General features: G+C 56.4%; 19 protein-coding genes, 4 tRNA genes, 2 other RNA genes and 4 pseudogenes. 5 read left to right on the forward strand and 24 right to left on the reverse strand.

What is annotated here, in order from left to right:
* Window positions 1-145: 145 nt before the first annotated feature.
* From ysgD to lptM, 7 genes and pseudogenes are all read right to left on the reverse strand, one after another.
* Entirely contained in the window at window positions 146-202 is a 57-nt protein-coding gene (gene ysgD / locus WLO32_RS19540) for a YsgD/CorL family protein (RefSeq protein WP_409049256.1), read from the reverse strand.
* Window positions 203-352: 150 nt separating this feature from the next.
* Window positions 353-2,515, reverse strand: coding sequence for a DNA helicase II (gene uvrD / locus WLO32_RS19545; RefSeq protein ID WP_435946619.1), 2,163 nt, complete (start codon window positions 2,513-2,515; stop codon window positions 353-355).
* 190 nt (window positions 2,516-2,705) lie between these two features.
* Window positions 2,706-3,423, reverse strand: a pseudogene (gene yigB / locus WLO32_RS19550) (5-amino-6-(5-phospho-D-ribitylamino)uracil phosphatase YigB).
* Window positions 3,423-4,329: pseudogene (gene xerC, locus WLO32_RS19555) on the reverse strand (tyrosine recombinase XerC). Before xerC ends, yigB begins: the two co-directional pseudogenes overlap by 1 nt.
* Window positions 4,326-5,030 (reverse strand): DUF484 domain-containing protein, encoded by a 705-nt coding sequence (locus WLO32_RS19560; protein WP_435946620.1) that lies wholly within the window; start codon window positions 5,028-5,030, stop codon window positions 4,326-4,328. Before WLO32_RS19560 ends, xerC begins: the two are co-directional and overlap by 4 nt.
* Window positions 5,027-5,852: pseudogene (gene dapF, locus WLO32_RS19565) on the reverse strand (diaminopimelate epimerase). The gene WLO32_RS19560 and the pseudogene dapF overlap by 4 nt, the downstream one beginning before the upstream one ends.
* A 38-nt stretch (window positions 5,853-5,890) precedes the next feature.
* Window positions 5,891-6,100 (reverse strand): LPS translocon maturation chaperone LptM, encoded by a 210-nt coding sequence (gene lptM, locus WLO32_RS19570; RefSeq protein WP_435946621.1) that lies wholly within the window; start codon window positions 6,098-6,100, stop codon window positions 5,891-5,893.
* 128 nt (window positions 6,101-6,228) lie between these two features.
* Here lptM and cyaY point away from each other — a divergent pair, with 128 nt between their 5' ends.
* Window positions 6,229-6,549, forward strand: a complete 321-nt coding sequence (gene cyaY, locus WLO32_RS19575) for an iron donor protein CyaY (protein WP_435946622.1) — start codon at window positions 6,229-6,231, stop codon at window positions 6,547-6,549.
* Here the strand turns inward: cyaY and cyaA are convergent, their stop codons facing one another.
* Window positions 6,550-9,096 (reverse strand): class I adenylate cyclase, encoded by a 2,547-nt coding sequence (gene cyaA / locus WLO32_RS19580; RefSeq protein WP_435946623.1) that lies wholly within the window; start codon window positions 9,094-9,096, stop codon window positions 6,550-6,552.
* A 285-nt stretch (window positions 9,097-9,381) separates the two neighbouring features.
* On the opposite strand from cyaA, the gene hemC reads away from it, so the two are divergent.
* The 4 genes from hemC to hemY are packed head-to-tail and all read left to right on the forward strand — an operon-like array spanning window position 9,382 to window position 13,461.
* Window positions 9,382-10,323: a hydroxymethylbilane synthase gene (gene hemC / locus WLO32_RS19585; protein WP_435946624.1), complete on the forward strand. Its 942-nt coding sequence runs from the start codon at window positions 9,382-9,384 to the stop codon at window positions 10,321-10,323.
* Window positions 10,320-11,060: a uroporphyrinogen-III synthase gene (hemD, locus tag WLO32_RS19590; RefSeq protein ID WP_435946625.1), complete on the forward strand. Its 741-nt coding sequence runs from the start codon at window positions 10,320-10,322 to the stop codon at window positions 11,058-11,060. Before hemC ends, hemD begins: the two co-directional genes overlap by 4 nt.
* Before the next feature lie 23 nt (window positions 11,061-11,083).
* Complete coding sequence (gene hemX / locus WLO32_RS19595; protein WP_435946626.1) at window positions 11,084-12,262, forward strand: uroporphyrinogen-III C-methyltransferase; 1,179 nt, start codon at window positions 11,084-11,086, stop codon at window positions 12,260-12,262.
* A gap of 2 nt (window positions 12,263-12,264) precedes the next feature.
* A complete protein-coding gene (gene hemY / locus WLO32_RS19600) occupies window positions 12,265-13,461 on the forward strand; it encodes a protoheme IX biogenesis protein HemY (protein WP_435946627.1) in 1,197 nt (398 codons plus the stop codon).
* Between the two features lie 692 nt (window positions 13,462-14,153).
* On the opposite strand, the gene WLO32_RS19605 is transcribed toward hemY, so the two are convergent.
* From WLO32_RS19605 to wzzE, 16 genes and pseudogenes are all read right to left on the reverse strand, one after another.
* Window positions 14,154-14,268: non-coding RNA, RtT sRNA (locus WLO32_RS19605), on the reverse strand.
* A gap of 32 nt (window positions 14,269-14,300) precedes the next feature.
* Window positions 14,301-14,414, reverse strand: a non-coding RNA gene (locus tag WLO32_RS19610) — RtT sRNA.
* 32 nt (window positions 14,415-14,446) lie between these two features.
* Window positions 14,447-14,523: transfer RNA gene (locus WLO32_RS19615), tRNA-Pro, on the reverse strand.
* Between the two features lie 42 nt (window positions 14,524-14,565).
* A tRNA-Leu gene (locus tag WLO32_RS19620) sits at window positions 14,566-14,652 on the reverse strand.
* A 19-nt stretch (window positions 14,653-14,671) separates the two neighbouring features.
* Window positions 14,672-14,747, reverse strand: a tRNA-His gene (locus WLO32_RS19625).
* Window positions 14,748-14,808: 61 nt separating this feature from the next.
* Window positions 14,809-14,885, reverse strand: a tRNA-Arg gene (locus WLO32_RS19630).
* 120 nt (window positions 14,886-15,005) lie between these two features.
* Window positions 15,006-16,374: pseudogene (thrP, locus tag WLO32_RS19635) on the reverse strand (bifunctional threonine/serine APC transporter ThrP).
* 214 nt (window positions 16,375-16,588) lie between these two features.
* On the reverse strand, window positions 16,589-17,344 hold the full coding sequence (gene wecG / locus WLO32_RS19640) for a lipopolysaccharide N-acetylmannosaminouronosyltransferase (RefSeq protein ID WP_435946628.1): 756 nt from the start codon (window positions 17,342-17,344) through the stop codon (window positions 16,589-16,591).
* Between the two features lie 5 nt (window positions 17,345-17,349).
* The gene (wzyE, locus tag WLO32_RS19645) at window positions 17,350-18,705 is read right to left on the reverse strand and encodes an ECA oligosaccharide polymerase (RefSeq protein ID WP_435946629.1); all 1,356 of its coding nucleotides are present in this window, start codon (window positions 18,703-18,705) and stop codon (window positions 17,350-17,352) included.
* Entirely contained in the window at window positions 18,702-19,781 is a 1,080-nt protein-coding gene (locus WLO32_RS19650; RefSeq protein ID WP_435946631.1) for a TDP-N-acetylfucosamine:lipid II N-acetylfucosaminyltransferase, read from the reverse strand. The genes wzyE and WLO32_RS19650 overlap by 4 nt, the downstream gene beginning before the upstream one ends.
* Complete coding sequence (wzxE, locus tag WLO32_RS19655; RefSeq protein ID WP_435946632.1) at window positions 19,778-21,028, reverse strand: lipid III flippase WzxE; 1,251 nt, start codon at window positions 21,026-21,028, stop codon at window positions 19,778-19,780. Before wzxE ends, WLO32_RS19650 begins: the two co-directional genes overlap by 4 nt.
* Window position 21,029: 1 nt before the next feature.
* A complete protein-coding gene (rffA, locus tag WLO32_RS19660; RefSeq protein ID WP_435946633.1) occupies window positions 21,030-22,160 on the reverse strand; it encodes a dTDP-4-amino-4,6-dideoxygalactose transaminase in 1,131 nt (376 codons plus the stop codon).
* 4 nt (window positions 22,161-22,164) lie between these two features.
* Window positions 22,165-22,845 (reverse strand): dTDP-4-amino-4,6-dideoxy-D-galactose acyltransferase, encoded by a 681-nt coding sequence (gene rffC / locus WLO32_RS19665; protein WP_435946634.1) that lies wholly within the window; start codon window positions 22,843-22,845, stop codon window positions 22,165-22,167.
* A gap of 21 nt (window positions 22,846-22,866) precedes the next feature.
* Window positions 22,867-24,129, reverse strand: a complete 1,263-nt coding sequence (gene wecC, locus WLO32_RS19670; protein WP_435946636.1) for a UDP-N-acetyl-D-mannosamine dehydrogenase — start codon at window positions 24,127-24,129, stop codon at window positions 22,867-22,869.
* On the reverse strand, window positions 24,126-25,256 hold the full coding sequence (wecB, locus tag WLO32_RS19675) for a non-hydrolyzing UDP-N-acetylglucosamine 2-epimerase (RefSeq protein WP_435946638.1): 1,131 nt from the start codon (window positions 25,254-25,256) through the stop codon (window positions 24,126-24,128). Before wecB ends, wecC begins: the two co-directional genes overlap by 4 nt.
* Before the next feature lie 60 nt (window positions 25,257-25,316).
* Window positions 25,317-26,366, reverse strand: a complete 1,050-nt coding sequence (gene wzzE, locus WLO32_RS19680; protein ID WP_435946639.1) for an ECA polysaccharide chain length modulation protein — start codon at window positions 26,364-26,366, stop codon at window positions 25,317-25,319.
* Window positions 26,367-26,371 lie beyond the last annotated feature (5 nt).

The following is a 26,371-nucleotide window of genomic DNA, read 5'->3' on the forward strand; positions in this document are numbered from 1 at the left end:
AAAAAAATATCAGGGACAGCTCGGTTGGCACACAGACAGAAACATTACAGGTTTCAGACCATTAAACAGTCTGACTCATTGCGACGGGATATACGGATATGAGGTCGCCGACAACCACTAAGGCCATCAGCATAAGAGGATAGCCTTAGAAGTTGTACCTGGTTGACAGGTAATTGAGCCAGTATCTACTGGGTGTGTCCAAGGCGAGTGTCCTCTTAAACCGTTATCGTGCGCGCATGTTACGCCACCAGAAATATGGCGTCAACACGCAACGGGACACCGCAGACTAATAATTGCCAGTGATGTTTAAAGGGTAGCAGCGCACGGGAAAATTGCGCGATATTTCTATAACTTACACCGTTTCCAGGCGCGCATAAGCGGCCACCAGCCACTTAATTCCCTGCCCCGGAAACGCCACCTGCACGCGGCTATGTTCGCCGCTGCCTTCCAGGTTGACGATGGTGCCTTCACCGAATTTTGCGTGGCGGACGCGCTGCCCGAGGCTGAAGCCCGAATCATTCTCAGAAAGCGGCGTTCCCATCCGCTGATGGCTGACGGGCCGGCTGACGCTTGCGCGCAAACGCACCTCTTCCACACAGTTTTCCGGCAGCTCGCCAACGAAGCGCGACGGGCGATGATAAACCTCTTTGCCGTACAACCGACGCGTTTCCGCATAGGTCAGCGTCAGCTTTTGCATTGCGCGAGTCACGCCCACGTAGGCCAGGCGGCGCTCCTCTTCCAGACGGCCGCCCTCATCCAGCGACATCTGGCTTGGGAACATGCCCTCTTCCATGCCGACGATAAATACCTGCGGGAACTCCAGCCCTTTCGCGGAGTGCAGGGTCATCAGCTGAACCGCATCCTGCCAGGTATCCGCCTGCCCTTCGCCCGCCTCCAGCGCGGCATGGGACAAGAACGCCTGCAGCGGCATCAGATCTTCGTCTTCATCCTGGTAGCTGAACTGGCGCGTCGCCGTCACCAGCTCCTCCAGGTTTTCGATACGCGTCTGGCCTTTTTCGCCTTTCTCCTGCTCGTACATCATCATCAGGCCGGAGTCTTTGATGACGCGATCGGTCTGCACGTGCAGCGGCATATCGATGGTTTCGTGCGCCATGGCGTCAATCAGCTCCATAAAGCGCTGCAGCGCGGAAGCGGCACGTCCGGCCAGCGCTTTCTCCTGCAGCAGGAGGCGGCAGGACTGCCAGAGCGTAAGCTGTTTGTCGCGGGCGGTCTGGCGCACCACGTCCAGCGTGCGATCGCCGATTCCGCGCGTCGGCGTGTTCACCACGCGTTCAAAGGCGGCGTCATCGTTACGGTTGGCAATCAGGCGCAGATAGGAGAGCGCGTCTTTGATTTCCTGACGTTCGAAGAAGCGCATGCCGCCGTAGATACGGTACGGCATGCCGACCTGCAGCAGCGCCTCTTCCAGCACGCGCGACTGGGCGTTGCTGCGGTAGAGAATGGCGCAGTGCTCAAGCTGACCGCCCTTCTCCTGCCAGGTTTTGATGCGGTTGACGACAAAGCGCGCCTCATCCAGCTCGTTGAAAGCGCAGTAGAGAGAGATAGGCTCGCCGTCGCTGCCGTCTGTCCACAGCTCTTTGCCCAGGCGACCGGCGTTATTAGCGATCAGGGCGTTGGCCGCGTTCAGGATATTGTTCGTCGAACGGTAGTTTTGCTCCAGACGAATGGTTTGCGCGCCGGGGAAATCGCTGAGGAAACGCTGAATGTTTTCTACCTGAGCGCCGCGCCAGCCGTAGATGGACTGGTCGTCATCGCCTACGATCATCACCTTGCTGCTGTCGCCTGCCAGCAGGCGTATCCAGGCATACTGAATGCTGTTGGTATCCTGGAATTCGTCCACCAGGATATTGGTGAAGCGTTCGCGGTAGTGGTTGAGGATATGCGGCTTGTTAAGCCAGAGTTCGTGAGCGCGCAGCAGCAGCTCGGCGAAATCCACCAGCCCGGCGCGATCGCAGGCTTCCTGATAGGCCTGATAGACCTTCTGCCAGGTTTGCTCTACGGGATTGCCATAGCTTTCAATATGATGCGGGCGCAGCCCTTCGTCTTTTTTGCCGTTGATGTACCACATTGCCTGACGCGGCGGCCACTGCTTTTCGTCGAGGTTCAGCGCCTTAATCAGACGCTTTAACAAACGCAGCTGGTCTTCGCTGTCCAGGATCTGGAAGTCCTGCGGCAGCCGGGCATCCATATGGTGCGCGCGCAGCAGGCGGTGCGCCAGGCCGTGGAAGGTGCCGACCCACATGCCGCCCTGGCTGGTGCCCATCAGCTGGCCAATACGGTGGCGCATTTCGGCCGCCGCTTTGTTGGTAAACGTCACCGCCATGATGGAGTATGGCGAACAGTTTTCCACGCTCATCAGCCATGCGATGCGGTGCACCAGCACGCGCGTCTTACCGCTGCCCGCCCCGGCCAGCACCAGCATGTTGCTGCGCGAGGCCGCGACGGCTTCGCGCTGTTTATCATTGAGGCTATCGAGCAGGTAAGAAACGTCCATTGGCACCGCCGGGTAAGTATTGGGTTGAGGTATCACACAAGGGTTAGAGGACAAGACGTAGGGCGGATAAGCACAGCGCCATCCGCCACGAGCGACAGGCGGTGGGTGGCACTTCGTTTACCCACCCTACGCCAACATTGCCAGCAACCGCAGGGGAAACCCCTGGAATTTTATACAGAGTTATTGATGATTATATCAGCGCGGTGAGGGATGCCAACCGCGAAATTTCGAGATGCGGCAATAAGCGGCTATCGTCGATCTGCATCAGGTCACCGTCGCGCAGGTTAATCCAGCATGCCTGCATCCCACAGCGTACCGCGCCCGCCACGTCGGTAGTGAGATCGTCGCCCACGTGCAGGATGTGTTCAAGCGGTACGCCGAGCTTTTCTGCCGCCAGGTGATACATGTCGTTAAACGGCTTAGAGCGCCCGTGGGGGCCCTGCGCGCAGAACAAATTTAAAATACTTATCCAGCCCGAACAGATGCGGCTGCGCGTTACCGTTGGTGATCGCCACCAGCGGCCATTTTTGCGCAAGCTTTGCCAGCGTATCGTGGGTTTCCTGCGGCACGTCGATACGGCTACGCCATTTGGCGAAATTCGCCATCGAAGCAGTGGCGCCCGCCGCAGCCTCTTCTGCGGTTAACCCCGCCTCTAACATGGCCTGCTCAACGGCACGGCGACGCCACTCCGTGACGTCGTGGTAAATGTCCGGCTCTGCCAGACGAATCGCCTGGCGCAGGCGCATAAAGTCTGGTTTTGTTATGGCGCTAAGGCTCGGATGGTAATTCTGCACGAAGCTCAGCGATTCCAGCTCGGTACGTTCGATTACCGGGCGGTTGTCATACAGCGTGTCGTCGAGATCGAAAGTGAGCGCGGCGACTGGCCCAAGCGGGCGATAAAAATGCATTACGATTTCCCCCGTTTAGCGCGCGGATGTGCGGCATCGTACACCGAGGCTAAATGTTGAAAGTCTAAGTGGGTGTAGATTTGCGTGGTGGACAGGTTCGCATGGCCAAGCAGCTCCTGCACGCCGCGCAGATCGCCGCTCGATTCCAGCATATGCGTGGCAAAAGAGTGGCGGAGTTTATGCGGATGGACGTGGCTGTTGAGTCCCTGCTTGATGCCCCACTCGCTAAAGCGCTTTTGTACGTTGCGGGCGGAGATACGCTTGCCCTGCTTCGACAAAAACAGCGCGTCGTCGTCCGGCCCAAAAAGCTCGCGCAGGTCGAGCCAGTGCTCAACCCAAACCACGGCGGATTTACCCACAGGTACGCGACGTTCTTTGCTGCCTTTACCCATCACCCATACTTCACCGGTGGAAAGATCCACATGGCCGCAGTCCAGATTCACCAGCTCCGAAAGACGCAGGCCTGCGCCATACATCACTTCAAGCATAGCGCGATCGCGTACGGCGAGGGGATCGTTAAGATCGATATCCAGCAGGCGATTAACATCGTCCACATCGATATTTTTCGGCAGATGGCGGCCCGCTTTCGGAGCGGAGATTCCTTTTGCGGGATTGGCTTTCAGCTCGCCCTGGCTGACCTGCCAGTCGAAGAAACTGCGTAACGCGGAAAGGCGCAGCGCGAGGCTTGAAGGCCCAAGCCCTGCTTTGCGGCTACGAACCGCCAGAGAACGTACGCCTGCCGCATCGCACTGCTGCCAGGCCTTCAACCCCATCTCATCAAGCAGATGGATGATGGTTTCAAGCTGGCGGCCGTAGTTCAGCAGGGTTAAAGGGCTGAGCTGGCGCTCAACCTTCAGGTATCTCAGAAAGCCGTCGACCGACGGCCCGCAGGGGCGAGGCGGTCATACGCGTTCAATCCAGCGCTCCAGCAAATCCGGCAGCATCAGCGCCAGCTCGTGCAGCAGCTGCGTTCCCTGCCCTTCATGGTAATGCTGCGCGTCACGGCTGCTAAAGAGCAGCACGCCGAGATCGGCATCGTTGCCCATCAGCGACATCGCCACCGAGCCAATCGCTTTCGCCTGGGGAAGCACCACCAGCAGCTCCGGTCCGTTAAGCGGCCCCAGATAATGCTGGCTATCGCCCAGCCGCTGAATACGCAGCGGCTCGAACGCCTGGCGGTTAAGCCCAAGGTGGGTGAAATCAGAAGGGGCGCCGATACGCCAGCGGTCGGCAAAAAGACGTACGTTCGCACCCGCCAGCCCCATTTCCCGCGCCCAGCGATGCAGGCGATTGAGCATCTCCTGCAGGCTGGTGGCAGAAGCAAGGCGGCCTTGTAATTTCAGCAGCCGGTAGAACAGCCCCTCGTTGGCGCTCGCCTGCTCCATCAGCAGGGTCATGTTCTCTTCAAGAAGGTTGATGTGGTTGCGGCTGCGGGCCATATGCCACTCAACCAGCGACACGGTGCCGCGTACCGGATGCGGCACCTGCATCTGCTCTACGTGCTGGGCGTTACGGATAAAGAAGTCGGGATGACGCAGCAGATACTCCGCCACGGCGTTATCATCCAGCTCCAGTACGGCTTCTTGCTGTTCCTCGGCGTTCTTCATAGATGTATGAATCCATCATAAACATGGGCCGCCGGACCGGTCATAAACAGCGGATTTCCCGGCCCTTTCCAGGCGATATCAAGGCGGCCGCCGGGCAGCTCTACGCGCACCTGCTCGGCCAGTAAACCCTGTTGAATCCCAACGGCGACGGCGCCACAGGCGCCGCTGCCGCAAGCTTGTGTTTCCCCCGCGCCGCGCTCAAATACGCGCAGGCGGATGTGCTCACGGTTGACGACCTGCATAAAGCCGATGTTCGCCCGCTCCGGGAAGCGCTCATGGCTTTCCATTACCGGGCCTAAGGTTTCAACGGCGGCGGTGGTCACGTCGTCCACCTGAATCACGCAGTGCGGGTTTCCCATCGACACGACGCCGCACATAATCGTCTGCTCGGGCCGCGCGCATAATATAGGTTTTTTCCGCTTTGTTGGCGCGGAACGGCACCTCCGAAGGTTCGAAATTCGGCTCGCCCATGTTCACACGCACCAGCTCATCGTCGGTTACGCTGAGCACCATGCGGCCGTTCGCCGTGCTTACGCGGATATCACGCTTGTTGGTCAGCCCTTTCAGGCGCACAAAGCGGGCAAAACAGCGCGCGCCGTTACCGCACTGCGAAACTTCGCTGCCGTCGGCATTGAAGATGCGGTAGTGGAAATCGAGATCGGGATCGTAGGGCGGCTCAACCACCAGCAGCTGATCGAAACCCACGCCGAGATGACGATCCGATAAACGGCGGATCAGCTCAGGGGAGAAATAGACGTTCTGTGTCACCGCGTCGACGACCATAAAGTCATTACCGAGGCCATGCATTTTAGAGAACTGCATCTTCTGCTCCATTTCCGCGGTTACTTATCTCTTATTGTCTAGTAGATCACCTGAGTCGGCGCATCGTCCGTGCCGCGATCGTTGCGGTCCGGCGTGGTTGACTGCGTCTGCGGTTGAGGCGCGGTGCTTTGCGTTGCCGGTTTGGTTTTACCGTCAGCGGGTGGAAAATAGAGTGGCCCTTTCAGGCCGCAGCCTGTCAGGCTAAACAGCGCAAGCGTTACCGCCAGCGGGCAGAAAATTTTCTTCATTATTGCGATGCCTGTGATTCAATATTCTGTCGTCTATCATCGCAGGTGAACCCTGAAAAGCAATACTCTTTTCTATTGAGGAAGGTTGCTTTTATACTGCCGTGAAGAAGACCAACCGGGAAGAAGAGATGAACGACAGTGAATTTCATCAGCTGGCCGACGGCCTGTGGATGACAATCGAAGAACGCCTGGACCGCTGGGACGGCGACACGGATATCGACTGCGAGATCAACGGCGGCGTGCTGACGCTGAGTTTTGAAAACGGCAGCAAAATCATTATCAATCGTCAGGAGCCGCTGCATCAGGTGTGGCTGGCGACCAAAAGCGGCGGATATCACTTTGACCTGAAAGGGGATGCGTGGATTTGCGATCGCAGCGGCGCTGAGTTCTGGCAGCTGCTGGAAGAGGCCTGCACCCAGCAGGCGGGCGAGCCGGTGAGCTTTAGCTAGCTACTGATACTGCTGCAGCAGCGGCGTCGCGCTATCGTCATGATTCGCCGGCGCCGCGGGCAGCAGGCTTTGGTTGCGGAACGGTATAACCTGCATGCGCCCTTCCACCTTCACAATCTGATAGAACTGCGGCAGGTTGAAGTTGATGAAGCTTGAGCCGTAGGTGAAACGGTCGTGGGATGACGAGTAGAAGCGGCTGACGTCGCGCACCAGATCCTCTTTGCTGCCTTCGCAGTGGTGATACACCTCTGCCCGGTTGCTCTCGTCAAGGATATAGATATTGAAGCCCTGCTCTTCGTGGGTTTCTTCAAAGAAGAATTGAATAATCCCTTCGCTGGCAAACCCGTCCACCACCGGCGGCAGCTGCACCTGATTGGTTTCCACCTGCACAGACAGGCCGTGCAGTTTGTTATGGGATATCGCCCCATAAAACTCCACCGCATTTTCCAGCTTCTGTACCGAGACGCTCAGGCGCTCAAAGAACAGTCCCCACGTCTGTCCGGACACGCGCAGCGCTTTGAAGCGTCCGGGTTCCTGACGGGTGCTGGATAAGCGGAATTCAATACATTCGGAAACCAGCTGCTGCACGCGGGTACGAATCAGGCCGCGTAAATGCTGGCTGTAGCAGAAGACTTCTACGCTATCCGGCGGCGCCGCGTCCTGGTGCATTTTGCCAAGGATGGTTTTCAGCGCTTCAATCATCGCCTGTTCGCCGTTGAAATGCAGGGTACGCACTTCGTTCCACGAGTTGCGGTAAAGCAGGTCGACGCTGCCGACCAGGCACTGCTGCTGCTGCCCGAAGCTGAATACGTCCAGCTTGCGGAAGTCGAAATGGACCACCTGGTTGCGGAACGCCGCCGTCGGGTCATACTCCAGGTTGACGATAATCGCCAGATGGCGAATTTCGCACGGGCTGTAGAGCGCTTTCGGCGTCGGCGCAGGCAGGCGCAGCGGGAAGTGATGGGAAACGTCCGCCACCATTTCCTGCAGCTTAGGCAGATCGCAGATACCGTTGCCCTTAATAAACAGGCGGGTGCGTGAAGTCAGCAGGCCGTTAAAGTAGGCCCACGCCACCAGCTTATTAAGATAACGGTTATATTCCAGCGGTTGATGGCTGACGATGGAATCCATGTTCGGCGCGCGGTTATAGAGATACCAGCCAGAACGGTTGGCGCGGCCCGGCGGCACATGAATAAAGGTTAGGTTCGACTCGGAAAGGTCCGGCGAAATCTGCGGGTTCACCAGGGTGACTTTACCCGGCAGCGCTTCGAAGGCCGCATACAGTTTACGGGTCAACACCCCGATATCCTGCGGGCTGGCGCTGACGCTGAGGTTATTGCGGCGCGCGAAGCGAATCAGGTTGCGATAGCTTTGCATCATCGCATCCAGCAGTTCGTTGTGCGCATCGCGCACCTGGTCGATCTTCCAGTTAGCGCGGTTATCAAGCATCGCCAGCCGCGCTTCGTCCCAGCCCCAGTCCTTCACCAGCTGGCTCAGGACTTCGCGACGCCAGCCGACGCAGGCCCGCTCGCGTGAGAGTTTTTCGCACACTTTCAGGTAAAAGCAGCGGCGCACCAGATCCAGGCGTGCGGTATCTTCGATTTGCGTCAGATAGTGGGTTACGCGCTCCAGCATCATGCAGTAAGGATCGAGACCAAAGGAGACGATCTCGCCGTCGTGCAGGCGCTGTTTGATGTCTTTCGCCAGCAGGCGGGCGTTCGGATATTCCCAGGAATAGGCTTCCAGCAGCAGGGTTTTTAGCACCGCTTTGTACGGGGAATCGATGCTTTTATAGAGCTGCCACAGGCTGGCGCCGAAGTATTCTTCAGCGGAGAGCGAGCTCAATCCGCCGAGATCCAGCCATTCGTTTGGCGTCAGCACGCCCTGCGCATAGAGCGACATAACGTAGTCGTCATAGTGCTCTTCTTCATCGCCCGGCACCATATTCCACAGAATACGTTTACCCGCCAGGCGCACGGCGGTGCGGTAAAATTCGTCCAGCAGCAGGATGTGCTGAGTGGAGCCGCAGTCTTCGCCGCCGAGGCTGCCGCTTTCGTTATGACGGAAACGGTTTTCGTCGATCAGGAAGAAGCTGACCTCTACACCCAGCGAGGCCGCCCAGCTTTCCAGCAGGCTGCATTTACGCTGCAACAGCTGGCGTTCGCCGCTATCAAGCCACGCCTGGTGGCAAACCCAGATATCCAGGTCTGAAGAACAGCTTTGGCCGACGGAAGAGGTGCTGCCCATGGAATACAAACCGGTGATCGGCAACTCGCCTGCGGCGGTTTCCTGCGGCGGCATGCCGCGCATCAGTTCCAGTTCGTTGAGATAGTGGCGTTGGGTTTCATCAGGCGTGTAGATGCAGATGCCGTGGGGAACGTTACCTTCAAGGTAACCTGGCATCAGCGGGTGATGATAATGTAACAATGTTGGCAGAAGACTGTAGACCTGTTGGAAAGCAGGCCCCATGGCAGCAAGCGCGCGATCTACGCGCAGTTGGTTGATGGCATCCAGTCTCTGTTTAAGAGTCTCAATATAGAGGTACAAGACATATCGCCTGATGGTTTCAGTATTTCGAAAAAACCCGTTTCCTGATTGTTGCCTTTATGATTATAAACGAACGGGCAAACAATTGCTGGAAACGTGATCAATTTAACACCTTGCTGGTTGACCGTAAAGAAAGTTGCACTACGCACAAAGTTCGTCACCGGTAACCCGCTTTATATTCCATAATACGAGTCACATCCCTCTTTTGCGTAAAAACCGTTGAAACTGACAGCCTTCCGTGAAGAGTGGTAGGATGGGTCGCAGACGACAATTACGGTAACAAGCATGTTAGACAAAGTATTAAGAATTGCCACTCGCCAAAGTCCATTAGCTCTCTGGCAAGCACAATATGTTAAACAGCGCCTGGAAGCGAACCATCCGCAGCTCGTCGTTGAGCTGGTGCCGATGGTGACGCGCGGCGATGTGATCCTTGATACGCCGCTGGCTAAGGTCGGCGGAAAGGGTCTGTTTGTCAAAGAGTTAGAGCTGGCTTTGCTTGAGGGCCGGGCGGATATCGCCGTGCATTCGATGAAAGACGTGCCGGTCGAATTCCCGCAAGGTTTGGGCCTGGTGACCATTTGCGAGCGCGACGATCCGCGCGATGCCTTCGTCTCTAATCAGTATGCGAGCCTTGATGATTTGCCCGAGGGCAGCATCGTCGGCACCTCCAGCCTGCGTCGCCAGTGTCAGATAGCCGAACGTCGTCCGGATCTGATTATTCGCTCGCTGCGCGGCAACGTCGGCACGCGCCTTGGCAAGCTTGATAACGGCGAATACGATGCCATCATTCTTGCCGTAGCGGGGTTAAATCGCCTTGGGCTGCAGTCCCGCATTCGCTGCGCGCTTCCTGCCGAAATTTCACTCCCGGCCGTAGGCCAGGGCGCGGTGGGGATCGAGTGCCGCACAGATGACCAACGTACCCGCGCGCTGCTCGCGCCGCTCAATCATGATGAAACGGCAATTCGCGTGGCCGCGGAGCGCGCCATGAATATGCGCCTTGAAGGCGGTTGTCAGGTGCCAATCGGCAGCTACGCAGAGCTGAAAAACGGCGAGCTATGGCTACGAGCGCTGGTCGGCGCGCCGGACGGTTCCTTTATGGTGCGCGGCGAACGTCGTGGAAAACCACAGGAAGCGGAAACGATGGGCGTTTCACTGGCCGAAGAGCTGCTGAATAATGGCGCGCGTGAGATCCTGGCCGCCGTTTATGATGGGGACGCTCCCGCATGACGATCCTTGTCACCCGTCCCTCCCCCGCAGGGGAAGAGTTAGTGAGCCGTTTGCGCGCGCTCGGACAGGTGGCGTACAGTTTCCCTCTTATCGAATTCTCCCCCGGCAGGCAGTTAGCACAGCTGCCCGGCCTGCTTGCCGATCTCCGCGCCGACGATCTGGTTTTCATTTTATCTCAGCATGTCGTGCAGTACGCGAATCCGCTGCTTCATAAAAGCGGCGCCGGCTGGCCGAAGCGCCTGAGCTGGTTCGCCATCGGACGCACGACGGCGCTGGCATTTCATACGGTCAGCCATTTGCCCGTTCGCTATCCGTTAGATCGGGAAACCAGCGAAGTCTTGCTACAATTACCTGAATTACAGAATATTACCGGTAAGCGTGCGCTGATTCTACGTGGCAACGGCGGGCGCGAGCTGTTAGGCGAAATCCTTACGGCCCGCGGCGCTAAAGTAGAATTTTGCGAATGTTATCAACGCAATGCCAGAATTTATGACGGAACGGAAGAAGCTTTTCGCTGGCACCAACGGGGAATAACCACCCTCGTGGTAACCAGCGGAGAAATGCTGCAGCAGCTTTATACGCTGGTTCCGCAGTGGTATCGCAATAACTGGTTACTCCACTGCCAACTGGTTGTTGTCAGTGAGCGTTTGGCGATCCTTGCCCGGGATTTGGGCTGGCAGGATATTCGGATCGCCGATAACGCCGACAATGACGCGCTGCTCCGCGCGTTACGATAAACCTAACAATATGGGACGCCACAATGACGGAACAAAATACTTCCTCCGCCATGGTTGAAGAGACCAAACCCGCGGTGGAAAGCACACCGCTACCAGAACAGCCCCCACAGAAGAATCGTAGCGGCGTGGCAGGGATCGCTCTGGGCGCCATCGCCATCGCGATTGCCCTGGCGTTGGGCGCCGGGCTGTACGGCTACGGCAAACATCAGGCTTCCAGGCAAACCGCCACCAATGACGCGCTGTCTACCCAACTCGCTGCGCTGCAAAAACAGCAGGATCAGCAGAAGGCCGCGCTTGAAAATACCATAAAGCAGCAGGCCGCCGCCCTTGAAGAGGCTAATCATCAACAGGCAAACCTGGCTCGTCAGCTTGATGAAGTGCAGCAAAAAGTGGCCACTATTTCGGGCAGCGATGCAAAAACCTGGCTGCTGGCCCAGGCCGATTTCCTGGTGAAATTAGCCGGACGCAAGCTCTGGAGCGATGGGGACGTCACCACCGCCGCCGCGTTGTTAAAAAGCGCTGACGCAAGCCTTGCGGATATGAACGATCCAAGCCTGATTGCCGCCCGTCGCGCCTTAACTGAAGATATCAGCTCGCTTTCCGCAGTCTCGCAGGTGGATTACGACGGCATTATTCTGAAGCTAAACCAGCTTTCCAATCAGGTGGATAACCTTCGTCTTGCGGACAACGACAGCGACGATACGCCGATGGATTCCGACGGCAGCGAGCTTTCCAGCACCGTGCATGAGTGGCGGCAGAATCTGGTGAAAAGCTGGCATAACTTTATGGACAGTTTCATTACCATCCGCCGCCGCGATGAGTCGGCGGTGCCGCTGCTGGCGCCGAATCAGGATATCTATCTGCGTGAGAACATTCGCTCGCGCCTGCTGGTCGCCGCTCAGGCCGTGCCGCGCCATCAGGATGAAACCTACAAGCAGTCTCTTGAAAACGTTTCTACCTGGGTTCGCGCTTATTACGATACCGACGATGCCACCACCAAAGCGTTTCTGGATGAGTCAGAAGCGCTGGGCCAGCAAAGCATTAATATGGACGTCCCGCAAACGCTGCAAAGCCAGCCGCTGCTGGAAAAACTGATGCAGACCCGCGTGCGCAATTTGCTTGCTCAGCCGTCCGCTGCCGCCAGCGCCGCGCCTGCTGAAGCCGCGCCTGCGCAGGCCCCTGCGGCAAGTCAGGGAGAATAGGCATGATTAAAGTCTTATTGCTTTTCCTGTTGCTGATAGCCGGCATCGTACTTGGGCCGATGCTCGCGGGCCATCAGGGCTACGTGCTGATTCAGACCGATAACTATAACGTGGAAACCAGCGTCACGGGCCTTGCGATCGTGCTGATCCTGACGATGATCGTATTGTTTGCGATCGAATGGATCCTGCGCCGTATCTTCCGCACCGGCGCACGTACCCGCGGCTGGTTCGTGGGGCGTAAAAGCAGCCGCGCGCGTAAACAAACTAAAGCCGCGCTGCTGAAGCTGGCGGAAGGTGATTATCAGCAGGTTGAGAAGCTGATGGCGAAAAATGCCGATCACGCCGAACAGCCGGTGGTGAATTACCTGCTGGCGGCCGAAGCGGCGCAGCAGCGCGGTGATGAAATCCGCGCCAACCAGCATCTGGAACGGGCGGCGGAGCTGGCGGATAACGACCAGCTGCCGGTAGAAATCACCCGCGTTCGTCTGCAGCTTGCGCGCAACGAAAACCACGCGGCCCGTCACGGCGTGGATAAACTGCTGGAAATCGCTCCTCGTCATCCGGAGGTGCTGCGTCTTGCAGAACAGGCATACGTGCGCACAGGCGCATGGAGTTCCTTGCTGGATATCCTGCCCGCTATGGATAAAGTACAGGTCGGCGATGAAGCCCATCGTCTGGCTGTGCAGGAGCAGGCATGGATTGGGATGATGGATCAGGCCATGGCGGATCAGGGCAACGATGGCCTGAAAACCTGGTGGCGCAACCAGAGCCGCAAAACGCGTCATGAAACGACGCTGCAGGTTGCGATGGCGGAGCATCTTATCGAATGTGGGGATCACGAAGCCGCGCAGGAAATCGTGCTGGACGGTCTGAAACGCCAGTATGACGAGCGCCTCATTCTGCTGATGCCGCGCCTGAAGTCAGGCAATCCGGAACAGCTGGAAAAGGCGCTGCGGCAGCAAATCAAAACCCAGGGCGATCGTCCCTTACTGTACAGCACGCTCGGCCAGCTATTGATGAAGCGCGGCGAATGGCAGCAGGCGAGCGAAGCTTTCCGTGAGGCGATTAAGCAGCGTCCTGATGCCTTTGATTATGCCTGGCTTGCCGACTCGCTGGACAGACTGCACCAGCCGGAAGAAGCTGCGCTGATGCGCCGCGATGGCCTACTGCTGACCCTGCAAAACAATCCTAATCCGTAAGCCCTCAGGGCGAAGTTCTTTCGCCCTTTCCCTTCGCGCCACGCAAAAAAAAACACCTGCCAATCGGCAGGTGTTAAAACAGGTCTTTTTGACAACTAAGTGGTGCTTCACTCAACGTTATGTCCATGGTGTCGGATGAGGGCCTGAGGCGACATCTGTCGGTGGACGATAAGCACCGTAAACGGCTCTGCGTCATTCCTGGGTTTATGAAGCCGAAGCAAACATAAGAAGTGGAATGAGCATCTACAGGTAGATTATTGCACGAAGCGTGCCAGGTTTGAATCAGGAATTTGGCTGGTAGGTCAATACCTACAATTTCAGGTAGTTATTGCATTATTATAAGACTTTAATCTTAGACGCTTTTCCATTGCCTTGCCGCCTCGCTTGTCGCCAGCAGGAGACACTTAAAGACGCAAAATTAATATTCTTTTATTTTCAATTAATTAAATGTCTCCAAAAAGAGACAACGCTTATGGCATTGTTGCCAGTTAACAACATCTATTGCTTTAGCTTATGGCGTAAAAAGCCAGTCGAAGCGGGGCTTTTTTAAAAACGACCGGGGAACGAACGGACTGGAACAGCAGGCAGAGCAACGTTGTCTCGCTGCGCTCGGCTCAAACCTCCTTCGGAGGTTCTCATCCTCTGTAAGCTACAGACGTAAAAAAACCTGCCGAAGCAGGTTTTCTTGAATATGGTCGGCGAGAGAGGATGATTCCCCTGCGGGCCCGTTGCTGAAGCAACGTTGTCTCGCTGCGCTCGGCTCAAACCTCCTTCGGAGGCTCTCATCCTCTGTAAGCTACAGACGTAAAAAAACCTGCCGAAGCAGGTTTTCTTGAATGTGGTCGGCGAGAGAGGATGATTCCCCTGCGGGCCGTTGCTGAAGCAACGTTGTCTCGCTGCGCTCGGCTCAAACCTCCTTCGGAGGCTCTCATCCTCTGTAAGCTACAGACGTAAAAAAACCTGCCGAAGCAGGTTTTCTTGAATGTGGTCGGCGAGAGAGGATTCGAACCTCCGACCCACTGGTCCCAAACCAGTTGCGCTACCAAGCTGCGCTACTCGCCGAAATACTGCTTTTACTTCTCAATCTTACTTAACTTAGATGATTGGTGCGAAGAGAGGGACTTGAACCCTCACGTCCGTAAGAACACTAACACCTGAAGCTAGCGCGTCTACCAATTCCGCCACCTTCGCATCATAACCACTAAATTAATGGGGTGGCTAATGGGACTCGAACCCACGACAACTGGAATCACAATCCAGGGCTCTACCAACTGAGCTATAGCCACCACTGTAAAATCTTTCACGCGGTATGTTATTACCACCGCAGCTCCAGCGCCATTTTTTTAATGGTGCGCCCGACAGGATTCGAACCTGAGACCTCTGCCTCCGGAGGGCAGCGCTCTATCCAGCTGAGCTACGGGCGCGTAGCGCCGTTGCGGGGTCGGATATTACGGGCTTCATGCTCAGCTGTCTAGTGCTTATTTCAATAAAATGCGCGTTTGGTTACGCTTTGTGCAGTCTGCTGCTTATCCATTCATATTTTGCTAAGACAGGGGCTTATGCAGGCCAAAAACCTTATAAACCAGCGTTACTAGCAGCAAAAATCCCGCTCCCACCGTCAGCGACATACGCGTTTCTTCATTAAGACCCATGCCGACTAATACGCAGACCAGAAATGCCATCGTCAGGTAGTTGGGCCCATGGGAACATAATCGACTTAAACGGATGGCTGGCCAGCGCCTGGCGATGGGCCTTACGGAAGCGCAGCTGGCTAATCAGGATCACAAACCACGGCACCATGCCCGGCAACACGCTTGCGCTATAAACGTAGACAAACACGCGCTGAGGATTGGGGATGATGTAGTTCAGGCACGAACCCAGCAGCAAAATGACTATCGAAACGGCCACGCCCGCCACCGGCACGCCGCTGCGGGAAACTTTTGTCATCTTAGCCGGCAGCTGACGGTTTTTCGCCAGGGCGTACAGCATGCGGCCGCAGCTATACATGCCGCTGTTACAGCCGGAAAGCGCGGCTGTCAGCACCACAAAGTTGATAATTCCCGCCGCCGCCGTAATACCGATTTTTGCGAAGGTCAGCACAAACGGGCTGCCCGTACTGCCAATCTGGTTCCAGGGGAAGATAGTCACGATCACGAAAATAGCGCCAACGTAGAAAATCAGAATGCGCCACAGCACCTTGCCAACCGCGCTACGCAGCGTGACCTGAGGATTTTTAGCTTCACCTGCGGTAATACCAATCAGCTCCACACCCTGATAGGAGGCGACCACAATACACAGCGCGGTCAGGAAACCTTTCCAGCCGCCGGCAAAAAAGCCACCGTGGGCGGTAAGGTTGCCAAAGCCAATCGGCTGACCCTGATTGCCAAAGCCGAAGAAGATCACCCCCAGCCCAACCACAATCATCACGATAATGGTGGTGACCTTGATCATCGCAAACCAAAATTCGATTTCACCGTACAGCCGCACCGCGGCCAGATTCGCCAGCGCCACAAGCCCGACGGCGATGAGCGCCGGCAGCCACTGTGGCAAGTCCGGGAACCAGTACTGAACGTACAGCCCGATGGCGGTAATTTCCGATATCCCCACCGCCATCCACATAAACCAGTAAGACCAGGCGGTGAGATAGCCGAAAAAGGGGCTCATGTAGCGGTGCGCGTAAACAGCAAAGGAGCCGGCCACCGGCTCCAGGAACAGCATTTCGCCCATGGAACGCATAATAAAGAACACGAACAGGCCGGCAATAATGTAAGCCAGCAGCACCGAAGGACCGGCCCATTTAAGCGTGCTGGCCGCGCCCATAAATAAACCGACGCCGATGGTGCCGCCGAGGGCGATAAGTTCGATGTGTCGGGCTTCCAGCCCGCGCTGAAGCTCCGCTTGTTTTTCCGCCATATAACCTCTGAGTTGCCTTTGCAAAATGTCCGATTTATATCGGTTCTTATCGTGAAATCAGCCTTTTCTATGCGAGTGAACCCGCTCGCATAACTACAGGCGGGCGCAATGGTTTCGTATTTTTTGCAAAATTACAAATCAACCGTGAACAAAGATGGCGAGAATAGCCAGAGAGGAAAGCAAAAACGCGCCCGGCCGGACGCGTTTTTTAAGGTTACAGGCGGCCGGTGTAATGCCATGCCAGGTAGCGAAGCAGCTTAAGCTGGCGGCCAAGGCGGCTTGGCTGCGACAGCAGACGGTAGAGCCATTCCAGCCCCAGCTTCTGCCAAATCTTCGGCGCGCGTTTCACGTGGCCGGTGAAAACATCGTAGGTGCCGCCCACGCCCATATACAACGCCTGGGGATAAACTTTGCGGCAGTCGCGCATCAGGATTTCCTGGCGCGGCGAACCCATCGCCACGGTTATGATGGCCGCTCCGCTGTCGCGGATACGTTCAAACATGGCCTGACGCTGCTCCGGCTTAAAGTATCCGTCCTGGCTGCCGACGATATTTACCTGCCACAGCTGGCGCAGCTTAGCTTCGGTCTGGGCCAGAATTTCTGGTTTCCCGCCGATCAGAAAGACCGGCGTGCCTTCGCGTCCGGCTTTCTCCATCAGCGCTTCCCACAGATCCGCCCCCGGCACGCGCGACACCTGTGCGGCAGGATACTTTTTGCGGATTGAACGCACGACGCTTATACCGTCAGCATATTTGTACTCCGCCGCTTCAATAAGCTCGCGAACTTCACTATCGCGCTCCGCCGTCAGCACTTTTTCAGCGTTGATGGCCACCAGCGTTCCCGCCCTTAGCGAGCCGCCGGCATAGAGATAGTCCAGCGCGTGCTGCATATCGCGCCAGCCCAGCAGATCCAAACCACGAATGGTGTATACAGGGGCGGAAATCGAGTCGTTCACGTTATTCCTTATCATAGGTTTCAGGCTCCGGCTTCCACGCGCGGCATGCGCCGCAAACGCTGATGTATCAGGCCTGCGCTGTCGAACAGCCAGTACAGAAGCTTAGCGAGCAGAAGGCAGATGCCGAACACCATAAGGAAGAAAACGACGCGGGACACAAAAGAGTCCACGCCTTCGCGGGCCAGTACTATCATGTTAAAAATCGCGCCGAAGCAGAAACTATGCAGGATAGCGGCTTTATAACGGTTGGTTTCCCGGTTGCCGAGCTCATAAAGCCAGTCGAACCATTTGATAATCAGGCCAACCGCCACCGCGCCCAGCGGGATAAACCACACGCCGCCCATCACCACCAGCGAGCCGATAAGCGTAGGCGAAATCGCCAGCCCCGAGTGGTTATCAAGTATTTCCCAGGTGAAGTAGTTGGCGCTGTTCAGCACGATACCTGGGCGATCCGGCCATAGCCATGTCGGAATGAACACGTAGAAATCACGCACGATGGGAGCCAGCCCCTGGAACTCGATTTTATCGTAGTTTTGCAGCAGCAAAGCCAGGTTTTCCCACGGCGAAAACGTATCGCGCGTCAGGTACAGGAAGGTATAAAAGGCCTCGTCGCCGCTGACGTTCAGCCCATAGCGTTTCAGCGCCAGCCAGAACATGCCGACAATGCCAAACACCCCGGCGGCGGCCAGCATCCACAGCGATATCCAGCCACGAATAATGCCGATAAACAAGAAGATGGCGAAGGCGATAATAATATTGGCGCGCGTTCCGCCGACTATCATGTAGGTCAGCAGACCAAAAGCTACGGTGCTGACCAGGAAGAACATCCACGCGCGGCCATCCTGCCTGAGGAAGTAAACCACCAGCATCGCCGGAATAAAGAAGTAAAAGAAACGCTTGAGCGCGACGCCTGAAACCTCGCTGGAAAATATCTGGCTATAGGAGTGCAGCTTAAACAGCAAAAAGCCGTTATGCATGAAGAAGATGCCCACGCTCACCAGCGCAACGACCGCCAGCATCACCCACGTAAGATGCGTTTCGATACGATTCATGGTGAATAACGAACGGCGCGCGGCGGCCGTAGCTCGCTTAGCCCGCAGGCGCGTTTTATAGGCGACGTAATAGATGCCATAGAAGCAGGTCGCCGCCAGCTGCGCCTGCAGCAACACGTCCGCCGGAACGACGCTCACCCCAAACCGGAAAACCAGCGTGCAGGTAAACGGAAAGCCGAAGAAAAAGGTCAGCAGATAAAGCAGCGAGAAGAAAACGTTAAAGTTAAAGCGTACCTTGCGGAACTCCTGCCAGGTCAGCAGGCCGATAAACATTACCGAAACAAACCACACCACAAACAGACCGCCAAATTGCAGCAAACTCATGCGGTTTCTCCTGATGCGATAGCTAACGCCCGGCGCCAACCTTCAAGGTAGTTGGGATTAAAAAAGGCGATCTGCTGTTTATCTAATAAGCGTAGCTGCCGCTGGGCTTCACGCACTACGGTTTCATCCAGCGGATCGCCGGTGAACAGCACGGGAACATGCTGTTCAACCATATCCTGCCAGAACGGATTTTTGCGGCTCAGCACGCAGGGAATGCCCGCCTGAATCAGCAAACAAAGGGTGCCGATGCCCTGCTGCCTGTCGAAGATGAAATAGCCTAAATCGCACTGGCGCAGCAGCGCAAGGTAATCATTAAATTCGATTTTTTCAGTCAGAACCCGCAGGTTTTCCGCGCTGAACAAGGCGCTGCCCGCCTGCTGCACTTCATTGATATAAGCGCTGTTATTCGCCGGATAGCCCATAGGCACCACGACGCGGACGTTATCGCCAAACTGCGCGTGAATCGCCTGCAGCGCGGCAATATGCTGATTGCTGCGATCGCCGGAATTGCCTACTAATACGGTGAGTTTCGTCCCCGACTTCCCTTCGTTGCTCATGGCATTAAGCGCAGGGTCCATACGCGTCGGGAAGTACAAAAGCTCGCCGGCTACTCGCGGATGGCGCTGATGGAAGTAGTTAAGATCGCCGCGCGTAGCGAATACCCGGCCAACGCGCCCCTGCGCGATACGCCGCAACAGGTAAAAGAGGCGGAACTTGAGGCTGCGTGAGGCTTCATACAAATCTGCGCCCCAGATATGCCAGCTCGCCTGCGCGGGCTTCAGGCCGCCGGTCAGCAGGGCAATCCACAGCGGGCTGTTAAACTGGCCGTGGAAGAAAAAATGCTGCTGGCGGTCTGCGCGCGCCTTTTCCACCACCGCCTGAGCCAGCGCTTTTTTACTCGGGAAAAGCGTGATGGCAAGCTCGGGAAAGCCAGACGGCAGAGAGCTGTCCGTTGAGACCACCAGAAACCTGCGGGCGTGTGGATGCGAGGCGGCTAAAGCGTCGTTAAAAAAACGCAGCACCGTCTGGTTATGGTGTGGGATATCCGATCCCAGTACGTGAATCAGTGTCGTCATGCTCGTCTACGATAAATAAGAAACACGCCACAGCAGAGCGCGAAGTAAACAATATACGTCGCCATATAGGCCTGAGCGGCGCCCAGTGCGCCATGGGCCGGGATCAGCCAGCGTGAAAAGCCGGTTAATAAAGCAAACTGGCTGATTTCAGTCAAAATATAAAAGCGCAATGAGGCTTTCGCGATAACCAAATAGCCGAAAACATAGGCCCCCACCTTCAGCACGTCGCCCACCAGTTGCCAGGCAAACAGATCGCGCATGGCGATAAATTTATGCGAGAACAGCAGCCAGATGGCGAGGTCGCGCAGCAGCCACACGGTAAAGCTGGCAAGGGCTACCGCCGGCAGCACGAACTTCAGCGAGCGGACTATCTCGCGAGAGATATCCTGCTTTGCCGTAAGCCTTGATAAGGTCGGCAGCAGGTAAACGCTGAACGACGCGGTAATAAACTGGAGATAGGCATCTGAAATGCTGCTGACGCCCTGCCAAATCCCTACGTCGTCCCAGCTGTAGTGCTCGGCAAGCAGGTTACGCATCATTACGTAAGCGACAGGCAGCGTAATCGAGGTAATCACCGCCATGATGGTGAATTTACCCAGGCTGCTGGCGTACAGCTTATCCCACTGCGGCTTCAGATAGCCCAGCGGGACATGTTCGCGTCGTGCCAGCATAAAGCCCGCGGGGATAAGCACCAGCGCGGGCACCAGCGCCAGCCCAAGCAGAGCGCCCTGGTAACCGCCCAGGCGGTAACAAAGGTAGTAAGCGGCCACGCCGATAACGCTGCCGCCGATAAGCGCCAGCGCGTTACCGGCCGCATCCCGGAAGCCTTTGATAATAGCCAGCGACAGGTTGGCCCAGGCGATGCCCATCTGAACCAGCGCCACCAGGCGCACCAAATCCTGATAGCGATCGTGTCCGAACAGGCCGGTGCTTATAGGTTTTGCCGCGACGATAAAAATAATCGCCAGCAGCGTCGAGAACCCCAGCACCATGGCCGAAGAGGTGCCAAGGATTTTGCGAAGCTCGTGCGGATCGTCATGATACTGGGCGACGTATTTAGTGACGCCGTTGAATATACCGGCGCCCGCCAGCACGCCCAGCACGGTGACCATCTGGCGAAAGTTGCCCGCAAGCCCCACGCCGCTCGGGCCAAACGCCACCGCCAGCAGTTTTACCACCAGCAGACCGGCCGCGATTTTTACCAGCGTGGACCCGGCGGTCCACGCTGAAGCTTTAGCCAGCGACATATCAGGAAAGGTAGCTTAACAACGTATTGATAACAGTACGTTGGTTAACCGCAGAAAGGTTATAGAACAGCGGTAAACGCACCAGGCGTTCGCTCTCTTTAGTGGTGAAACGGTCTTCGCCGTGGAAATAACCAAATTTCTCACCGGCCGGGCAGGCGTGCAGCGGAATATAGTGGAACACGGCCATGATTTCGGCTTCTTTAAGATACGAAATCAGCGCGGTACGGTCTTCCACATCGCGCAGCTTGATGTAAAACATGTGCGCGTTTTGCACGCAGTCTTGCGGCACCGAAGGCAGTTCAATGCGGCCGGCACGGGCCAGCGGGGCCAGAGCGTCATGATAAGCCTGCCACAGGCCGAGACGCTGCCGATTAATTTTGTCCGCGGCTTCAAGCTGCGCCCAGAGATAGGCGGCCTGCAGATCGGCCATCAGATAGCTGGAGCCAATGTCGCGCCAGGTATATTTATCCACCTGTCCGCGGAAGAACTGGCTGCGGTTGGTGCCCTTCTCGCGAATGATTTCAGCGCGATCGATTAACGAAGGATCGTTGATAAGCGTCGCGCCGCCTTCGCCGCCGGCGGTGTAGTTTTTCGTTTCATGGAAGCTGAAACAGCCGATGTGGCCGATAGAGCCCAGCGCGCGGCCTTTGTAGGTCGACATCACGCCCTGGGCGGCGTCTTCGACCACAAACAGGCTGTGTTTCTTCGCCAGCGCCATGATGGTATCCATTTCACAGGCGACGCCCGCGTAGTGAACCGGTACGATAACGCGAGTATTTTCGGTGATCGCCGCTTCAATCAGGGTTTCGTCGATATTCATCGTGTCCGGGCGCACGTCCACGAACACTATTTTTGCGCCGCGCAGCACGAAGGCGTTGGCGGTGGAAACGAAGGTATAGCTCGGCATGATGACTTCATCGCCAGGCTTGATATCCAGCAGCAGCGCAGCCATTTCCAGCGAGGCCGTGCAGGACGGGGTCAGCAGCACTTTTTTACTGCCGAAGCGCTGTTCCATCCATTGCTGGCAACGGCGCGTAAAACCACCGTCGCCACAGAGCTTGCCGCTTCCCATCGCAGCCTGCATGTATTCGATTTCCGTACCTACAACCGGCGGAGCATTAAACGGGATCATTTTTTCACCTGTATAACCAGAAAGCGGTGCTATCGACGGTGGCACCGCTTTGAATATAACGTCGCAAAGCCGCGGTATTACTTATCTGCGTAGCTACACGCAGCCTTGTCAGCCCGTGCTGCTGACACCAGTAACGCGCGGCGTCCATTAACCGCTCACCGACTCCGCGCCCCGCCAGCAGGCCGATACGCGCTTCACGTTCGTTTAGCCGGCGCAGGCTAACAAAGCCCTGTATCTCTTCTTCGTTTTTTAACAGCAGGCACTCGTGGTCAAAGGTGCCCAGCACGGCGTTCTCTACCCATTGAGCATAGAAACGGCCGCTGTCGCCGGGCTGATACCACGGAGTGCGAAAACGGCTTTGCGTAAAAATACGGGCGGCCATCTCACGCAGCGCGGTAATATCAGCGTCTTGTGCGGCGATAGCAGAAACCGCAGCATTTTCCGTGCCAACGGTCAGCAGCAGATCGATTTCGCCTTCGACCAGCTGAAAGCCAAGCCGCTGTAAAGCGTCGAGCAAATCAGTGCGCTGGGCCGGAACTTTTGCCTGCACGCGCCCGAAAGCCTCAAGCCGCTCTGCGGTGAGGGCGGGAGCATCCTGCGCAAAACGAACAATGGCGCTGTTAACGCCAAAGAACTGATTTTCCCATGCAAGCTTTTCGAGATTAGCGCGAAGCGGACTGTGCATGTGTGGCTCCGGACCGGCGTGTTAACGCCACACGCCTTTGGTATCGACAACCCAGCGCTGCTGGATTTTCTCACCTGCGATGGCTTTAAATTCGTTATGGTCAACCAGCATGACCAGCACATCGGCCTGCTGCAGGGCGGCAGCAAGGCTCGCCAGCTGGCAGTGTCCTGCGAGTTTAGCGGGAAGCTGATGAATATTAGGCTCCACCACCAGCGTTTCACCGCGGTGCCAGTTTGCAATCATGCCGGCGATTTCCATCGCCGGGCTTTCGCGCAGATCGTCGATATTCGGCTTAAACGCCAGGCCAAAACAGGCGATTTTCAGTTCGCTGGCGCGCTTCCCGCTTGCGGCCAGACAATCCGCAACGGCCGCTTTCACCTGATTAATAACCCAGTGCGGTTTGCTATCGTTCACTTCGCGAGCGGTACGAATCAACCGCGCCTGCTGAGGATTCTGCGCAACGATAAACCAGGGATCGACCGCAATACAGTGCCCGCCGACGCCCGGCCCTGGCTGGAGAATGTTTACGCGCGGGTGGCGATTCGCCAGGCGTATAAGTTCCCATACGTTGATGCCCTGATCGGCGCAGATTAGCGAAAGCTCGTTCGCAAAGGCGATGTTAACGTCGCGGAAGCTGTTTTCAGTCAGCTTGCACATTTCCGCCGTGCGGGCGTTGGTGACAACGCACTCACCTTCAAGGAATATTTTGTACAGCTCGCTGGCGCGCGCGGAGCAAACCGGCGTCATCCCGCCGATGACCCGATCGTTTTTAATCAGCTCGACCATGACCTGGCCTGGCAACACGCGTTCCGGACAGTAGGCGACATTGATATCGGCCGCTTCGCCCGCCTGCTGCGGGAAGGTAAGATCCGGACGCAACGCCGCCAGCCATTCGGCCATCTGTTCGGTTGAACCCACCGGCGAGGTAGACTCCAGAATCACTAAAGCACCCTTTTTCAGCACCGGCGCGATAGAAACCGCGGCGGCTTTTACAAAAGCCATATCAGGCTCGTGGTCGCCCTGGAAAGGCGTGGGTACTGCAATCAGGTAGGCATCGGCCTCGACAGGCTGCGTGCTGGCACGCAAAAATCCCGCTTCAACGGCCGTTTTAACGACCTTATCCAGCTCCGGCTCAACGATATGGATGGCACCGCGGTTAATGGTTTCCACCGCATGCTGGTTAATATCGATGCCTACTACGTTTTTCTGCCGGGAAGCAAATGCCGCCGCGGTGGGTAAACCAATGTAGCCAAGACCAATAACGGAGATGGTTGAAAAACTCATAGTTTCACCTGATTGTTCTTTAGTGCGGTCAAAATACGTTCACAAGCGGTGCCGTCCCCGTAAGGGTTGTGCGCACGGCTCATGATTTGATATTCATTTTCATCATGCAGCAAACGCGTAACTTCACGAACAATGGTTTGCGTATCGGTGCCCACCAGGCGAACCGTTCCCGCCGTTACTGCCTCAGGACGTTCCGTGGTGTCGCGCATAACAAGCACCGGCTTACCAAGCGACGGCGCTTCTTCCTGTATGCCACCGGAATCGGTCAGAATCAGGTAAGCGTGGTTCATCAGATAAACAAACGGCAGATATTCCTGGGGCTCGGCAAGCACCACGTTCTCGACGTCGCCCAGAATACGTTTTACCGGCTCGCTAACGTTCGGGTTGAGATGCACCGGATAGACGATCTGCACGTCGCTGTTCTCGCGGGCGATTTCGGCCAGCGCATGGCAAATACGCTCAAATCCATCGCCGAAGCTTTCCCGACGGTGGCCGGTTACCAGGATGAGCTTTTTAGCGCTGTCTAAAAACGGGTGGTATCGCGCAAGGCTGTTACGCAGCTCGTCGTCAGCCAGTACGCGGTCCCGCACGGAAATAAGCGCATCAATAACGGTATTGCCCGTCACGAAGATTTTACTGTCGCTGATGTTTTCGCGTAGCAGGTTCTGCCGGGAGTTCTCGGTCGGGGCAAAATGGTACATCGCAAGGTGTCCGGTCAGCGTACGGTTAGCCTCCTCCGGCCATGGCGAATAGAGATCGCCCGTACGCAGGCCCGCCTCAACGTGGCCTACGGGAATGCGCTGATAAAATGCGGCAAGGCTTGTCGCAACTGTCGTCGTGGTATCGCCGTGAACCAGTACCACATCAGGTTTAAAGGTCTCAAGAATGGGCTTCAGGCCTTCAAGGATCCGACAGGTGATTTCCGTAAGTCCCTGCCCCGGACTCATAATATTGAGATCGTAATCCGGTTCGATTGAAAATAAATTCAATACCTGATCGAGCATCTCGCGATGCTGAGCCGTTACGCACACCTTCGCGTCAAAAAACGCGTCTTTTGCCAACGCATGGACCAGCGGCGCCATTTTTATAGCTTCCGGTCGCGTGCCAAAAACTGTTAACACTTTCACAGCGATTCTCTTTTATTAAAAAGGCGAAGGTCGTCCAGCGACCTTCGCCGGGCAAGGGCGTTATAACGCTTCAGGACGGCGGGCTAACGCCACGCCTGCGCCTATCAGGGCCCCAACCGCACCCCACATGATTAACAAGAACGCACGGCGCGGGCTGTCGCGCTTAACGGGCTCTTCGGGGGTGCGTAAATAACGATAGGTCTGGAAACGTGGATCGAGCGTTGGACCAACGTTTAACGTTGAGAGCATGGCGCGATTTTGGTCATAGTCGATGTCAAAGTCCGGCCCTACCGCCTGCAGGCTTTCAAGCCTCGCCTGAAGCATCGGGCGTCCCAGCATGAACATTTCAGAATCAGGCACTTCATCCGCCGGCACTTCCGTTTCGCTACGGGCGATATTTTGCTGTTCGGCGATTTTCAGCGCCTGTTCAATGCTTTTCACTTTTCGATCGTAAATAGCTTTGGCAACGGCTTCCTGGCGCTTAACCTGCGCTTTCATCTGGATGGTGCGTGCCGCCCATGCGCCCGTCAGCTCTTCGTTCAGATGGCTTGCCGCACGCTGGCTGGCAAAAGCGACGTACTGGCGCAACAGGTTATTCGCATCCGCGGCGGTCTCGGCAATCAGCTTGACGCTGTCGTTGAGGTTGCGGGTGATATCGCCGGCGGTGAACTGGATATTTTCCACCATTTCGTCAAGCAGCGCGGCGTCGGCTTTGCTGTTTTTCACCTGACGCTGTTTGTAGTAGTCGGTCTGCAGCCAGAAATCGCGGCGGGTGTCGTAGGCCGAGAGCTGCATGATGAACTCTTTATAGGCTTCGTCCATAACGGAAGGCTGATCGACAGGAGCCATATTGGCTTTGACATCAAGATTACGCAGGAACTGCTGCTGAGAATAGTAGCCTCCCAGCATATTGACCGTCGGGCGGTCGGTGATGGCGTTGGCGCTCCACTCCTGTCTGGCAAAGAAAGTGTAAACCAATGCGATAACGGCGAAAGCGGCCGCCATGCCCACAATCCAGTACTTCCCTCTCCACAGTGTCCGGAACAAACCACGAATGTCCAACTCGTTGTCCACCATTCCCGGGTTACTTCCTGGCACGTTTTGTCTCATCACTT

The sequence above is a fragment of the Dryocola mayonis genome (assembly GCF_051307045.1).
Lineage (GTDB): Bacteria > Pseudomonadota > Gammaproteobacteria > Enterobacterales > Enterobacteriaceae > Dryocola.

Coding starts and splice junctions, on each gene's coding strand:
- uvrD (WP_435946619.1), bottom strand. CDS start 2,515: ATGGACGTTTCTTACCTGCTCGATAGCCTCAATGATAAACAGCGCGAA.
- WLO32_RS19560 (WP_435946620.1), bottom strand. CDS start 5,030: ATGAAGAACGCCGAGGAACAGCAAGAAGCCGTACTGGAGCTGGATGAT.
- lptM (WP_435946621.1), bottom strand. CDS start 6,100: ATGAAGAAAATTTTCTGCCCGCTGGCGGTAACGCTTGCGCTGTTTAGC.
- cyaY (WP_435946622.1), top strand. CDS start 6,229: ATGAACGACAGTGAATTTCATCAGCTGGCCGACGGCCTGTGGATGACA.
- hemC (WP_435946624.1), top strand. CDS start 9,382: ATGTTAGACAAAGTATTAAGAATTGCCACTCGCCAAAGTCCATTAGCT.
- hemD (WP_435946625.1), top strand. CDS start 10,320: ATGACGATCCTTGTCACCCGTCCCTCCCCCGCAGGGGAAGAGTTAGTG.
- hemX (WP_435946626.1), top strand. CDS start 11,084: ATGACGGAACAAAATACTTCCTCCGCCATGGTTGAAGAGACCAAACCC.
- hemY (WP_435946627.1), top strand. CDS start 12,265: ATGATTAAAGTCTTATTGCTTTTCCTGTTGCTGATAGCCGGCATCGTA.
- wecG (WP_435946628.1), bottom strand. CDS start 17,344: ATGATAAGGAATAACGTGAACGACTCGATTTCCGCCCCTGTATACACC.
- wzyE (WP_435946629.1), bottom strand. CDS start 18,705: ATGAGTTTGCTGCAATTTGGCGGTCTGTTTGTGGTGTGGTTTGTTTCG.
- WLO32_RS19650 (WP_435946631.1), bottom strand. CDS start 19,781: ATGACGACACTGATTCACGTACTGGGATCGGATATCCCACACCATAAC.
- wzxE (WP_435946632.1), bottom strand. CDS start 21,028: ATGTCGCTGGCTAAAGCTTCAGCGTGGACCGCCGGGTCCACGCTGGTA.
- rffA (WP_435946633.1), bottom strand. CDS start 22,160: ATGATCCCGTTTAATGCTCCGCCGGTTGTAGGTACGGAAATCGAATAC.
- rffC (WP_435946634.1), bottom strand. CDS start 22,845: ATGCACAGTCCGCTTCGCGCTAATCTCGAAAAGCTTGCATGGGAAAAT.
- wecC (WP_435946636.1), bottom strand. CDS start 24,129: ATGAGTTTTTCAACCATCTCCGTTATTGGTCTTGGCTACATTGGTTTA.
- wzzE (WP_435946639.1), bottom strand. CDS start 26,366: ATGAGACAAAACGTGCCAGGAAGTAACCCGGGAATGGTGGACAACGAG.